The sequence below is a fragment of the Streptomyces sp. NPDC127595 genome (genome assembly GCF_042671685.1).
In the GTDB taxonomy this organism is placed as follows: Bacteria; Actinomycetota; Actinomycetes; order Streptomycetales; family Streptomycetaceae; genus Streptomyces.
Genome location: NZ_JBHXWK010000006.1, coordinates 175,112 through 187,723, shown reverse-complemented (window position 1 = coordinate 187,723; position 12,612 = coordinate 175,112). Strand labels below are relative to the sequence as shown.

At 69.7% G+C, this 12,612-nt stretch carries 13 protein-coding genes; 9 read left to right on the top strand and 4 right to left on the bottom strand.

The genetic code is table 11. From position 1 onward, the window contains the following. Positions 1-121 precede the first annotated feature (121 nt). From ACFVKT_RS20705 to ACFVKT_RS20690, 4 genes are all read left to right on the top strand, one after another. A complete protein-coding gene (locus tag ACFVKT_RS20705) occupies positions 122-1,150 on the top strand; it encodes a trypsin-like serine peptidase (RefSeq protein ID WP_385733504.1) in 1,029 nt (342 codons plus the stop codon). Positions 1,151-1,429: 279 nt separating this feature from the next. Then, positions 1,430-1,978: an isochorismatase family protein gene (locus tag ACFVKT_RS20700; protein WP_385733502.1), complete on the top strand. Its 549-nt coding sequence runs from the start codon at positions 1,430-1,432 to the stop codon at positions 1,976-1,978. A 224-nt stretch (positions 1,979-2,202) separates the two neighbouring features. Next, entirely contained in the window at positions 2,203-3,351 is a 1,149-nt protein-coding gene (locus ACFVKT_RS20695) for a GNAT family N-acetyltransferase (RefSeq protein ID WP_385733500.1), read from the top strand. Between the two features lie 177 nt (positions 3,352-3,528). After that, complete coding sequence (locus ACFVKT_RS20690) at positions 3,529-4,731, top strand: DegT/DnrJ/EryC1/StrS family aminotransferase (RefSeq protein ID WP_385733498.1); 1,203 nt, start codon at positions 3,529-3,531, stop codon at positions 4,729-4,731. Here the strand turns inward: ACFVKT_RS20690 and ACFVKT_RS20685 are convergent. Beyond that, positions 4,712-5,218, bottom strand: coding sequence for a sensor histidine kinase (locus ACFVKT_RS20685; RefSeq protein ID WP_385734247.1), 507 nt, complete (start codon positions 5,216-5,218; stop codon positions 4,712-4,714). The genes ACFVKT_RS20690 and ACFVKT_RS20685 overlap by 20 nt on opposite strands. Positions 5,219-5,340: 122 nt before the next feature. Then, complete coding sequence (locus ACFVKT_RS20680) at positions 5,341-5,856, bottom strand: SRPBCC family protein (RefSeq protein ID WP_385733496.1); 516 nt, start codon at positions 5,854-5,856, stop codon at positions 5,341-5,343. Positions 5,857-6,009: 153 nt separating this feature from the next. Here ACFVKT_RS20680 and ACFVKT_RS20675 point away from each other — a divergent pair, with 153 nt between their 5' ends. Next, positions 6,010-6,912, top strand: a complete 903-nt coding sequence (locus ACFVKT_RS20675) for a helix-turn-helix domain-containing protein (RefSeq protein WP_385733494.1) — start codon at positions 6,010-6,012, stop codon at positions 6,910-6,912. 208 nt (positions 6,913-7,120) lie between these two features. After that, entirely contained in the window at positions 7,121-8,116 is a 996-nt protein-coding gene (locus tag ACFVKT_RS20670; protein WP_385733493.1) for a hypothetical protein, read from the top strand. A 169-nt stretch (positions 8,117-8,285) separates the two neighbouring features. Here ACFVKT_RS20670 and ACFVKT_RS20665 read toward each other — a convergent pair whose 3' ends face one another. After that, on the bottom strand, positions 8,286-9,794 hold the full coding sequence (locus ACFVKT_RS20665; RefSeq protein WP_385733491.1) for an ISL3 family transposase: 1,509 nt from the start codon (positions 9,792-9,794) through the stop codon (positions 8,286-8,288). Between the two features lie 137 nt (positions 9,795-9,931). Here ACFVKT_RS20665 and ACFVKT_RS20660 point away from each other — a divergent pair, with 137 nt between their 5' ends. The 3 genes from ACFVKT_RS20660 to ACFVKT_RS20650 all read left to right on the top strand — a co-directional run bounded on the left by ACFVKT_RS20660 (position 9,932) and on the right by ACFVKT_RS20650 (position 11,885). Further along, positions 9,932-10,243, top strand: a complete 312-nt coding sequence (locus tag ACFVKT_RS20660) for a hypothetical protein (protein ID WP_385733489.1) — start codon at positions 9,932-9,934, stop codon at positions 10,241-10,243. Positions 10,244-10,369: 126 nt separating this feature from the next. After that, the gene (locus tag ACFVKT_RS20655) at positions 10,370-10,978 is read left to right on the top strand and encodes a DJ-1/PfpI family protein (protein ID WP_385733487.1); all 609 of its coding nucleotides are present in this window, start codon (positions 10,370-10,372) and stop codon (positions 10,976-10,978) included. Between the two features lie 67 nt (positions 10,979-11,045). Next, positions 11,046-11,885 (top strand): enoyl-CoA hydratase/isomerase family protein, encoded by an 840-nt coding sequence (locus ACFVKT_RS20650; protein ID WP_385733485.1) that lies wholly within the window; start codon positions 11,046-11,048, stop codon positions 11,883-11,885. A 9-nt stretch (positions 11,886-11,894) separates the two neighbouring features. Here ACFVKT_RS20650 and ACFVKT_RS20645 read toward each other — a convergent pair whose 3' ends face one another. Then, the gene (locus tag ACFVKT_RS20645; RefSeq protein WP_385733483.1) at positions 11,895-12,605 is read right to left on the bottom strand and encodes a TetR/AcrR family transcriptional regulator; all 711 of its coding nucleotides are present in this window, start codon (positions 12,603-12,605) and stop codon (positions 11,895-11,897) included. Between the last annotated feature and the right edge of the window lie 7 nt (positions 12,606-12,612).

The window sequence follows — 12,612 nt, the reverse complement described above, 5'->3', positions numbered from 1 at the left end:
ACGTTGTCAGTAGGGTCGCGATCGGCAACGTCGTCGAAGGCGGTCCTCGCCCGAGTCCAACGAGTCCGAACCGGTGCTCGCACGAACTCTCCCTTCCCCACGAGGACTTGGATCTGCCCCCATGAGACGTACTGCTGTGTACCTCGGTGCTTTGACACTCGCCGCCACGGCATGGACGGCGGGCACCGCCAGCGCCGCGCCGCACACCCCCACTCACGTCGACAGCACGTCCTTCTCGGCCGCGCAGCAGAACGCCGCGCTGCGTTTCTGGACCACCGAACGGCTGCGCGCGGCAAAGGACTTGTCCGCCCCGGCCCAGTTGGCAGGATTGACGGCCGAGACGGCCGAGACGGCCGAGACGGCCGTGCCGCAGTCGGCGGGCGCCGCGGTGACCGTCCCGCCGGTCACCGCGACGGGAGCCTCCGCCACCGGCGAGTCCGCCGTGGGAGAGTTCGCGGCCGCGTCCTCGCCCACCGCCTGGACCGGGGGCGGCCTGATCAGCACGACCGCCGGCAAGGTGTTCTTCCAGAACGCGACGGGCGGCACGTACACCTGCTCGGCGACCGTGGCCAACAGTGACAACAAGTCCGTGGTCCTCACCGCCGGACACTGCGTCGTCAACGCGTCGACCGGCGAGGTCTACAAGAACTGGGTGTTCATTCCCGGCTACGCCAACGGCACGCGCCCGTACGGCACCTTCACCGCCCGTAGCCTGCTCTTCGACAGCGACTACGTCTCCTCGGCGGGGAACGCCAACTGGGACTTCGCGTTCGCGGTCCTGGGCACGGTGAACAGCCGCACGCTGGTGGACACCGTCGGGGCCCAGGGCATCGCGTTCAACTCGGCGAACGGCCAGCACGTGCACTCCTTCGGCTACGGCGGCTCCAGCGCCGAGGGCAGCGGGGAGCGCCTCAACCACTGCGAGGGCGACGAGTTCATCGACGCCGGGCGGGTCGGCTCCACGATGTGGGGCATCGACTGCGTGCAGACCGGCGGTTCCAGCGGCGGCGGGTTCCTGTCGAGCTTCGACACCTCGAACGGCTCCGGCTACCTGATCGGGAACATCAGCGTCAGCTCGGGCAGCAACGAGTACCACCCGGTGCTCACCGACGAAGCCCTGGGCGTCTACCGCCAGGCGGGCGCGGCCTGATCGGCCGGCGGACGCCGCCGGGCCGCCCCCGTCAGGGACAAGCCCGGCGGCGTCCGCCGCCCCGCGTGATCAGGGGCCCGGTCCATTTCCCCCGTGCCTCCCTCACGAGCCGGGGACACGCCCATCGCATGGCCGTCGGTGTCCTTCCGTCGGTGCTGCCGCATGAGGTGAGGACCGCGGTGGCCAGGGCCACGGCCGCCAGAACCTGCTTGCCGTGCCGCTGTCGATGTCAGTGCCCCGTCCTAGTGTGGGGTCACCGGATACAGAGGAGGTTTTCCCATGACGACCCTACCCGGCAGGCCGAACACCGCGCTTCTCGTCGTCGACGTCCAGAACGGAGTGGTGGAGGGCGCCCATGACCGCGACAGCGTGATCGCGAACATCAATACCCTGGTCGAAAAGGCCCGCGCGGAGGACGTACCCGTGGTGTGGGTGCAGCACTCCGACGATCAGATGAAGAGGGACAGCGAGAGCTGGCAGTACGTGCCGGAGCTGGTCCGCGATGCCGCCGAGCCGCTCGTCCACAAGCTCTACGGCGACTCCTTCGAGGACACCGAGCTGGAGGCGCTGCTCGCCGAGTGCGGGGTGGGCCGCCTCGTCGTCACCGGCGCCCAGACCGACGCCTGCATCCGGTCGACCCTCCACGGCGGCTTCGTCCGTGGCTACGACGTGACACTGGTCGCCGACGCCCACACGACGGAGGACCTCACGGCGTACGGCGCACCGCCCCCGGCCCAGGTCATCGCGCACACCAACCTGTACTGGCAGGAGCAGAGCGCGCCCGGACGGCTCGGCGGGACCACGGAGACGGCCGCAGTGACCTTCTGAGCGGGGCCGGAGGACGAAGGGCGGCAGCGCCCCTCGATCCGCGCCCTTCTGCCTCACCTCCCTCTGCCCCCGCACCCTCCGCCCCCTTCCGATCCGCACAGGTCCGTTACGACAGGCACCCTTGACAGGGTGCGTACCTTTCGCGACGTTTGAGCCCCTGGGCATGGAAGTGACGGGGCGGACGCGGAGGGCGCGTCATGGGGGAATTGGGGGAGCGGTCTTCTATGAGATCTTCGCGATCTTCTGAGACGGACATCACGATCCACAGACCCGAGGAGCTGGGTTCCTCGCTGCGCCAGGCCTGGCACCGGGCGATGGACGAGTCACCGGACTACGCGAACCCCTTCCTGGCACCTGAGTTCGCGGCCGGGATCGGCAGACACCGCAGCGGGGCGCGGGTGGCGGTCCTGCACCAGAACGGAGAGCCGGTCGGCTTCCTCCCGTACGAGCGCAACGCCTTCGGTGTCGGCCGGGCCATCGGGCTCGGTCTCTCCGACTGCCAGGCCCTCGTGCACCGCCCGGGAGTCACCTGGGACCCGCAGCGGCTGCTGAAGGCCTGTGGGCTGTCCGTCTTCGAGTTCGACCATCTCGTAGAGGAGCAGAGACCCTTCGGCAGATACGTCACGGGGACGTTCGCCTCACCGGTGCTCGACCTGAAGGTCGGCGACGGCAGCTACGCGGAGTGGCTGCGCGGCGCGTACCCCGGCCTGGCCAAGACGACGCTGAAGAAGGAGCGCCGCCTGGGACGCGACCTGGGCGAGATGCGGTTCGTCTATGACGAGCGCGATCCGCGCATGCTGCGTCAGCTCATGGAGTGGAAGTCCGCCCAGTACCGCAGGACGGGCCGGATGGACCGGTTCGCGCGGCCGTGGATCGTGGACCTGGTGGACCAGCTCTTCCACGTCCGCGAGGAGCACTTCACCGGCGTGCTGTCCGTCGTGTACGCCGGAGACCGGCCGGTGGCGGCGCACTTCGGACCGACCTCGCGCACGGTGTTCGCCGCCTGGTTCACGACGTACGACCCCGAACTCCGCTACTACTCGCCCGGGTTGATCATGCACCTCCGGATGGCCGAGGCGGCGGGCCGGGAGGGCGTGCGGACCATGGACATGGGGCGCGGCGAGAAGGAGTACAAGGACTGGCTCAAGACCCGCGAGCTGCGCGTGGGCGAAGGGTTCGCCACCCGCCCCAACCCGGTGGCGACGGCACACCGGTTGTGGCGCCGCCCCGTCCGTGGCCTGCGGAACACCGTCCTGGCCCACCCCGGCCTGCGGAAACCGGCCGACCGGCTCCTGAAGACGGCCGGCACCCTGCGCACCTCGGCCCGCCCCGCCTCCACCCGACCGGAACCCCGCGCCCGCCGAGCAAGCTAGTCCCCCTTCCCTCCATCTCCCCTTCCCCCCACCCCCCGTCGGCGCGCGACGCCGGGGGTCGGCCCTGCGCGCTCTGCCCCTCCCTGAACCGGCCGGTCGAACCACAACGGAGCAACGGAGCAACGGAGCAACGGAGCAACGGAAGAACGGAAGAACGGAAGAACGGAAGAGGTGACGATGACGTACGGATCACGGCTCGCCGCGACGATGTCACGGCGGCTCGGGCGGGAATGCGTCTACACGCCCTCGGCCCGGCTCGCCCTGTACCTGGCGCTACGGCGCTGGTGCCGGCCGGGCGCACGAGTGCTGATGTCTCCGGTGAACGACGACGTGATCCTCTTCGTCGTCCTCGCGGCCGGGCTGCGCCCGGTGCAGGCCCCGGTGTCCGCATGGGACGGCAACATCGACCCGGCCGCCGTACCGGAGTCGACCTGGCGGAACGTGGACGCCGTCCTGACCACGAACCTGTACGGGATTCCGGACCGGGTCGCCGAACTGCGCGGCCGGTGCGAGGAGTTGGGGATCCCGCTGTTCGAGGACGCGGCGCACGCGATCGGCACGCGCGTCGACGGGCAGCCGATCGGGACCTTCGGGAAGGCGGCGGCGTTCAGCCTGTCCAAGCATGCCGCGTCGACGGCCGGCGGATTCCTCGCCGTGGAAGACGCGCGCACCCGACGGGAGTTGGAGACCCTGCGCGACGAACTCCTCACGCCACGGCGCCTCCACGACGACCTGACCGCGACCCTGCGACCGCTGGCCCGCTCCACCGTCCGCACCCTGCACCTGGTGCGTCCGGTGTGGCGGACCCTCCAGCGCCTCGGGCTGCTCGAACGCGACGACTACCGCATGGCCCTGCACGCCCCACGGCTCGCCGACCGCGCACGAGAGGCCCCGAGCCTCACGGCGTACGAGCCCTGGGTCCGCGTCGACCTGCACGGCTTCCGTTCCCGCCACGGGGCCCTGGTGCGCGGACAGTTGGAGCTGCGGATGGCAGGCCTCGACGCCGGCCTCAGTCGACGTAGCACCGGGGTCTCGCTGCTCGCGGGCACCCCGTGGGCGTCCCCGGCACTCCGCGACAGCGCGGCGCACCCCGAGCCTCTTCCCCTCTTCAGGGCCCCGCTCCTGGTCCATGACCGCGACGCCCTCATCGACCGTCTGGTGAGCCACGGCGTGGTCACCGGCTACGTCTACGACCCTCCGCTCGACGACTACGCGGGCGCGGAGTTCGTAGAACCGTCCCCCGATCCGGCGGCGGCCCGCTGGTTCGCCACCCACGTGCTCCCCGCCGACCCGCTCCTCGCCCGCAGGGTCGCCCGCGCCCTGACGAGGGAAGGGACCGCACCGGCGTCCCCGCGACGGGCTACTTCGGGCGGAAGGTGATCACGGGGGTGTAGTCGATTCCGGCGTGGAACTCCACCCATTGCGTGCCGGTCGGTGAGCCGATCCCGGTCAGCGGCAGTGTCCAGGTCCGGGTGGCGCCACTGACCGTCATCCTGGGACCGGCCGCGACCTCGGTCCAGTACCAGCCGATTGACCGGCTCTTGTAGAGGACGTCGTTCTCGATCATGTAGTCGGCACCGAGGGCCGAGAGCGACGGAAAGGGGAGTTGGAAACCGGTCGCTGTGTTGCCGTCGGTGTTGATGAAGACGTGGAAGTACCTCTGCGAGGTGCTGAAGGTCGTCTGGAACGTGACCGTGCCGCCGGCGGGGGTGTGCCGGAGCGCGTTGGAGAGGATGTTGCCCAGTGCCTGGCGCATCCGCACCGGATCGGCGTCCAGCCAGAGGCCGGGGTCGGTGTGCGTGCGCAGCTGGATGCCCGAGGATTCGGCGCGGGCAAGGGCGGCGGCACATGGCTGCACGTCGCCCACGGCGGCCCCACGCACGGCTGCGTGAGCCTGGAGGAGGACCACATCGAACAATCCTCCGCACGCTCGACCCCGACCAGCACCCGGTGATCGTCATGGGGAATGCCGAGTCTCTCGAACGGTGATCAACCGGTAGGGCGTCCGGCGATCCACTCCGCCAGGGCGAGCAGAGTGGACTCCGCACTGTCGGCCATGTGGTCGCGCAGGGCATGGAGGTCTTCGAGTGTTCTGCCCAGGACCGGATCGGTACGCAGCAACTGCCACGACTGCTGGACGATGCTGCCGCTGCCCTGCTCACGGAAGTGCCAGTCCCAGCGCACGATGCGGTGGTCGGTCCCGCCCACGACGAAGGCGAACGCGATGCCGGGATCGGCGCGCACCACCTCGGAGTGGGTGACCCATTCGCGCCCGTCCCGGCGGTTGCGTCCGCTGAACCGGGCGCCGACCCAGGGACCGTAGCCCGGCGCGTAGCTCACCTCGCTGGCACTCGGGCTCCACGTCTCGATCCGTGACACGTCACTGACGAGGTGGTAGACGGAATCCGGTGTCGCGCCGACCCAGCACCGCCGGGTGAAGGCGAAGGGGGTCAGGTCGATCCCGGCGAGGGGGTGCGGTGAATCGGCGGCTGCCTTGGTGTTCATGGATTCCATGGATTGCGGCCGGCGGCGGTGCGGACGAATACGTAGAGGCATGCGGCTGATCGTGGGGTCCGGGCCGGGGGTGAGCCAGACCCTGCGGATCCCTACCCCGGCGGGGTCAGGCGCGGATTCTCGGCGGTACGCATACTCGGCACCATGAACAAGCACGGGCAGCTCGCCGACTTCCTCCAGGCACGACGGGGTCAACTGCGCCCCGAGGACGTCGGGTTGCGGACCTACGGCGAACGGCGTCGGGTGCCGGGGCTGCGGCGTGAGGAGCTCGCGATGCTCGCGGGCATCAGCGCGCCGTACTACACCCGCCTGGAGCAGGGCCAGTCGCGCAACGCCTCGCGCGAGGTGCTCGACGCCATCGCGAACGCCCTGCGCCTGGACGACTCCGAGCGTGCGCATCTGCACGCCCTGGCCCGTGCACCGAGACGGCCGAGTCCCGCCGCCCGGCCGCGTGCCGAACGCGTCACCCCGGCAACCAGCGCCCTGCTGGCCGCCATTGAGGGCACACCCGCCATAGCTGTCGGCCGCCGCACCGATGTCCTGGCCTGGAACCGTCCAGGACATGGGCTGTTCGCCGGCCACCTCGATCCCGACAGCCCCGACGACCCGGGCCGGCGGCCGAACATGGCCAGGCTGGTCTTCCTCGACGCGCACACCCGCGACCTGTACGCCGACTGGCCCGCCAAGGCCCGTGCGGTGGTGGGCAATCTGCGTCTGACGGCCGGCAGGTACCCGACGGATCCGCTGCTGGCCTCGCTGATCGGTGAACTGACCATGCGCAGCGAGGAGTTCGCCGAGATGTGGGCCGATCACCGGGTGCTGGCCTGCGACGTCGCCGACTACGAGATGCGCCATCCCCTCGTCGGGACGGTGACGGTCACCCAGCAGACACTGCAGAACCCGCAAGGAGACGGCCCGACCCTGGTGGTGGCCACCGCCGACCCCGGTTCCCCCTCCGCGACCGCCCTCACCCTGCTCGCCCACGCGACCGCGCCACGGAAGGCGCCCCTGCCGAGCCAGGGTGCCGATACCCGCACGTCCACCTGACCCGAGCCCGCCCCGCTGCCCGGCCACCGTCGGCTGAGGGCGCCGGACGCGTGGGTATCCGTATCCGCGTCGGCATCCCACCGTCGGCTGCCTCGTGCCGCAGCACGACCGCGACGTCCCCTCGAACCATCCCCTCGACCAAGGCACCGCACCGGACCGCACCACACCGCGGCTGCCCCTGCCCGAAACCAGTAAAGGAACCCTGCCCATGCGCACGCCCATGTCCACGCCCAAATCCAAGCGAAGCACCAAGATCATCATGTCGGCGATAGCGGTGGCCGCATCGGTTCTTACAGCGGCCGCTCCGGCCAACGCCCTGCCCATCAGCAGGCCCCTGACAGACGTGCGGATCGCCACCCACTTCGACCTGTCCGCGGGCCAGATGCCGGAGAACATCACCCTGCTCCCCGACGGCACGGCGGACATCACCTTCGCGGCGAGCCGCCAGGTCGCTCAGATCACCCCCCGAGGCACGACGCGCATCCTGGCAACGCTGCCCGCACCCGCCGACGGCGGGGTCAACACACCAGTCCTCGGCTTCCCCCTGGCCACCGGCATCGTCCACACCTCGGACGGCACCGTGTACGTCCTCTACGCAACCGGCACGGCCGACCTCACGGGCCTGTGGCGGCTGCGCCCCGGACAGTCCCCGCAGCGCATAGCCGCACTCCCCGCCGACGGCCTGCCCAACGGACTGGCCCTGGACGAGCACGGCAAGCAGCTCTACATCACCGACTCGGTCCTCGGCACCGTATGGACCGTCCCCGTCACCGGCGGTACCCCCACCGCGTGGTCCACGGCCCCCGAACTCGCCTCCACCGGCTTCCTCGGAGCCAACGGCGCGAAGGTACACCGCGGCGCGCTCTGGGTGACCAACCTCGACAAGGGCACCCTCCTGCGCATTCCGATCCGCCCCGGAAACCGAGCGGGAACCCCGCAGATCAAGGCCTCAGACCTGCCCGGCATAGACGACTTCGCCTTCACCGGCCACGGAGACGAAATCCTCGCCGCCCTGAACGCCCCCAACACCGTCGTACGCATCCGCCCCAACGGCACCAGCACCACAGTCCTGGACGCCACCGACGGCCTCCAAAACCCCACCTCCATAGCCCTCCACGGCAACAACGTCTACGTCCTCAACGCCGCCTACACCACAGCCACCGACCCCAACCTCCTCCGCGCCCGCCTGAGCGGCCACCGGTAGACGGCAGGGAGGCCGGCCACCGCCGGCTGCGGCACACACAGCGACTGAACCCGAGACAGACCGGCCGGCGGGCAGGATGGCCTCATGACAAAACTGCCCGCACGGTCGGTTCGGGGGGACTGTCCAATCAACGGCCCTGTCTCACATTCGGTGGTGACGGAGCGTGCCGCTATCCGAGGAGGATGCGGTGGCGGAGGAGGGTGAAGCCTGCTCGTCCGTGCATCTGGCGGGCGATCCGCTTGGTCTTGGTGTTGACGCCCTCGGTGGGGCCGTTGCTGTACGGAAGTGTGAGGGCGGCGTTTACGGCGTCGCGGTCTCGTTCTAGACCTCGGGCGAAGGCATGCAGGTGGGGCAGGTCGGCGCCGCGGACCTGGACGATCCAACGTGAGAGCGCGTCGGCATTGGCGGCGTGAGGTGCAAGGAGCGGGGCGAAATCCCTGACAACTGCCGCCAGTTGGATCATCTCGGGGCAGGCGGCGGTGAGCTTGGCCAGGAGCTGGTGTTGCTCGGCCTTGAGGTTGTCGGGCCTGGTCAGCAGCATTCGGGCGAGCCGGCGCGGGGAGATATGGCTGCGGTCGGCGTCCGCGCGGCCTTGGTTGATGTACTTGTGCAGGAGGTTCAGGCAACCCGTGAAGCCGAGGGCTTTGATCTCTTCGAAGAGGTGCAGGACGGGGACACCAGGGTCCTCGGCCCGGCGTTTTCGCAGGTGCTCGCGGTAGGGGTCGACCAGGCTCGCACGGTACTTGGGGACGCGGAGCATCCGCTCGGGCCGGTCCGCACGGGCGTAGCGTTTGACGGTGTTCAGGGACAGTTGCAGGCGGCGGGCGCATTCGAGCAGGCCCACGCCCTGGTTGAGCAGACCGTGGACCTGGTGCCAGCGTTCCAGGGTGGTCTGGGCGCGGGGCCCGTCGTAAATAGGTGCGTCCAGTACGGTGGCCCAGCAGGTGCTGTGTGCCTTCACCTCGCCGAGGGCGGCTTCACACAGGTTCTTCCACAAATGCCACCGATCACCGACCTGCGTCGCGCGGGGCAGAGCGCGGCGGATGGCCTCGGCGTAGGTCGTCGAGCCGTCACGGCACACGACCTCGACGCCCGGATGTTCGCGCAGCCACGCTTCGAGGGTGTCGGCCGTGCGATCGGGCAGCACGGCGATCCGCTCGTGGGTCTCGGCGTCGATGATCACGGTGGCGTAGCGGTGGCGCCGGCGCAGAGCGAAGTCGTCGACGCCGATCACGCGGGGTGTCCGCGCTGCGGGCAGCGGGATGCGCATCAGGGTCCGCAGAGCCGTATGACGCGAGACGCCCGCCGCGAGTATCGCCAGCAAACGTGCCCCCGCCCGGCCCGCTAACTCCTTGACCACGGCCTTGACTTGCCTGGTCAGACGAGTGGTGCGCCGCTGGTATCGGTCGAGCACTCCGGGCACCTGCTCGCGGAAGGTATGTCGGCAGCCGCGCGTGGGGCACACCAGACGCCGTACCCGCACACGGACCACCACCCGTCTCCCGTCGACCGGCACGTCAGCCACAGTCCGCCAGTGGTAGCCATGCACCCGCCCCGACGACACCCCGCACATCGGGCACGGCGCCATGTCCTGCGGCGTCCGCGCCCGCACCACGATCCGCTCACCCTCATCGACCACGTCGTCTATGACCAGCGGGCACAGGCCCGAAAACACCATCTGGACAAGCTCGTTGACATCCCTCACACCAATGTCAACGACGCGTCACGACGCTCCGTCACCACCGAATGTGAGACAGGGCCGTTCTTCTTACAGTCCCGGTTCGGGGTGCCTCACGGCGTGCCTCCTCCGGATCGGTGCTGTCGTTGTGGTCTCAGGACTCGGTGTTGTCGATCGGCTCGGTGGGGTCGGTGCTGTCGGTGGGGTCCGTCGGTTCGGCCCTGTCGGTGGGGTCGATCGGAAGTGCGTTGTCCGTGGGCTCGATCGGGTCCTCCCTGTCGCTGATCTCGGCCGGGTCGTGGCTGAGTACGGGATCGGTGCTGTCCGCGCAGTCCCGGTGGTCGGTGCTGTCCTGGCGCTCCTCACGCGGTTTCCTGGCCGCGGGAGCGGTAGGGGCAGCGGTCGTAGGCGCCCTGTTGCTGCACAAGGCCGAAGCCGGTACCCGATAGCTGCATAACCGCGGGCGGGGTGGACGGGCAGAGGTGAGCCACTCGCCGCCAATTGGCCTGTGACCTGGGCGCGGCGCCCTGAGAAGCTGCACTCCATCGCCGATTGCCGGGCTGTGAGGAGACGCCATGCAGGTAGCCGTGGTCACCTTTGACGGGTTCAACGAACTCGACAGTTTCATTGCGTCCGCGCTGATCAACCGGTGCCGTAAGGACGGCTTGGAGGCCTTCATCACGACGCCGACGCCGGTCGTCACGTCGATGAACGGCGTCGAGGTGACCGGTCAGCGCCCGATGGAGTTCGTGACCGAAGCCGACGTCGTACTGATCGGCAGTGGTGTGAAGGCGCGCGAGGTGGTCGCCGACGACCGGCTGATCTCCAGGCTCGCGCTCGACCCCTCGCGGCAGCTCATCGGCGCACAGTGCTCCGGCGCGCTGGTCCTCGCCCGCCTCGGGTTGCTGGACGGCATGCCGGCCTGCACCGACAGGACGAGCCGGCCCTTCGTGGAGGCCCGCAACGTCACGGTGCTGGACGCGCCCTTCCATGCCGAGGGGAACATCGCCACGGCGGGCGGCTGCATGGCGTCCCAGTACCTCGCCACATGGGTGATCACCCGAACCCTCGGGGAGGACGCGGCGCGCGGCGTCATCGACTACGTGGCTCCGGTCGGCGAGAACCAGGAGACTGTCGACCGCGCCATGCGCGCCGTCCACGCGGGCGAGGTCGTTCTGCGCTGAGGCCCGACGACATCTCCTGCGCCGCGTCCTGAAGAGGGAGGCGGCTGAGCGATGACAGGAGACCGAGATGACCGCCTCGTACGAAACGATCCGGACCAGGCTGGACGGCACCGTCCTGTCCGCCACGTTCGACGCCCCGCCGATGAACCTCATCGGCCCCGAGGTCGTACGGGACCTGGTTCTCCTGCTTGAGGAACTGTCCCGCCCGGCTGCCCCGCGCGTGGTGATCTTCGACAGTGCGGACGCCGACTTCTTCTTCCCGCACGTCGACATGACGAAAGTCCCCGAGTACACCGCCGAGGCCGCGAAGGCCGGAGGCCCCGGCGACGCCTCCCTGGGAATGCTGTTCCGCAAGCTGAGCCTGCTCCCGGCCGTCACCATCGCCAAGCTGCGCGGCCGAGCCCGGGGAGCGGGCAGCGAGTTCCTCCTCGCCTGCGACATGCGCTTCGCCTCGCGGGAGTACGCCGTCCTGGGCCAGCCCGAGGTGGGAATCGGCGCACCCCCCGGCGCGGGCGCGATCCAGCACCTCACCCGCCTGCTGGGCCGAGGCCGTGCACTCGAAGCCGTGCTGACCTCGGCGGACTTCGACGCCGACCTCGCCGAACGCTACGGATGGATCAACCGTGCGGTCCCCGACGCCGAACTGGACGAGTTCGTGTCAGCCATCGCCACCCGCATCAGCGGCTTTCCCCGAGACGCCCTGATCGCAGCCAAGTCAGCAGTCAACGCCATCAGCCTGCCGACCCCAGCCGAAGTACGCGCGGACGCCGCGCTGTTCCAGCAACTGGTCCGCGCCGAGAAAACCCAGCAACGCACGGCCGAGCTCTTCACGCAGGGCTTCCAGACCCGAGGCACCACCGAACTCGACCTCGGAGAAGCCCTGGGCCACTTGAAGCCCGTCGACTGACGAAGCTTGCTACCGCCGCGGGGCGATGTCCAAGGTCCGGATGAGCTGGGCCAGTTCTTCGGCGAAGAGTTTGTCCGGGCTGTGTGTCTGGGTCTGCAGATGGCCGTAGATCTCCAGTGAGACCAGGCCGTGCAGGTGGCTCCAGATGCGCAGGGCGAGAGCCACGGCGGCCGGGGGCAGGTCGGGGAAGGCGGGGCGGACCTTGTCGAGGAGGCCCGCGTCGAAGTCGGACCAGGTGAAATCACTGTCCGCGTAACGGTGTTCGGCGTGTGGCCAGGCCGCGGCCGCCAGCGCGGTGATGCCGGTGCAGACGCGCCGGGCGGCGTCCGGGGCTGCGCCGCCCTCCGGGGGACGGTAGCCGGGGACGGGGTCGCCGTAGATGAGGCGGAAGCCCTCGGGGTGGCCCAGGGCCCAGCCGCGAAACGCGCGGGCCCAGGCCTGGATACGGGCGGCCGGGTCCTTGTCGGGTGCGGACTCCCAGGCGGATTCCACAGTGTCGGCCAGTGCGGTGTACACGTCGTTGATCAGCGTGGTGACCAGGTCGTCGCGGGTGGCGAAGTATCCGTAGATGGCATTGGCGGTCATGCCCATCTCGCGGGCGATGGCCCGCAGCGTGATCGCGTCGGGGCCCCCCGAAGCCATCAACTCGAGCGCGACCTCCTTGATTTCGGCGGTCGTCTCGGCCCGCAGCCGCTCGCGGCGTCCTCTGATCGTTCCCACAACCCCT

What these genes read in the sequence shown, in the direction of transcription:
- ACFVKT_RS20680 (WP_385733496.1), bottom strand. Translation starts at nt 5,856, where the DNA reads ATGAACACCAAGGCAGCCGCCGATTCACCGCACCCCCTCGCCGGGATC.
- ACFVKT_RS20675 (WP_385733494.1), top strand. Translation starts at nt 6,010, where the DNA reads ATGAACAAGCACGGGCAGCTCGCCGACTTCCTCCAGGCACGACGGGGT.
- ACFVKT_RS20670 (WP_385733493.1), top strand. Translation starts at nt 7,121, where the DNA reads ATGCGCACGCCCATGTCCACGCCCAAATCCAAGCGAAGCACCAAGATC.
- ACFVKT_RS20690 (WP_385733498.1), top strand. Translation starts at nt 3,529, where the DNA reads ATGACGTACGGATCACGGCTCGCCGCGACGATGTCACGGCGGCTCGGG.
- ACFVKT_RS20655 (WP_385733487.1), top strand. Translation starts at nt 10,370, where the DNA reads ATGCAGGTAGCCGTGGTCACCTTTGACGGGTTCAACGAACTCGACAGT.
- ACFVKT_RS20695 (WP_385733500.1), top strand. Translation starts at nt 2,203, where the DNA reads ATGAGATCTTCGCGATCTTCTGAGACGGACATCACGATCCACAGACCC.
- ACFVKT_RS20705 (WP_385733504.1), top strand. Translation starts at nt 122, where the DNA reads ATGAGACGTACTGCTGTGTACCTCGGTGCTTTGACACTCGCCGCCACG.
- ACFVKT_RS20665 (WP_385733491.1), bottom strand. Translation starts at nt 9,794, where the DNA reads ATGGTGTTTTCGGGCCTGTGCCCGCTGGTCATAGACGACGTGGTCGAT.
- ACFVKT_RS20700 (WP_385733502.1), top strand. Translation starts at nt 1,430, where the DNA reads ATGACGACCCTACCCGGCAGGCCGAACACCGCGCTTCTCGTCGTCGAC.
- ACFVKT_RS20650 (WP_385733485.1), top strand. Translation starts at nt 11,046, where the DNA reads ATGACCGCCTCGTACGAAACGATCCGGACCAGGCTGGACGGCACCGTC.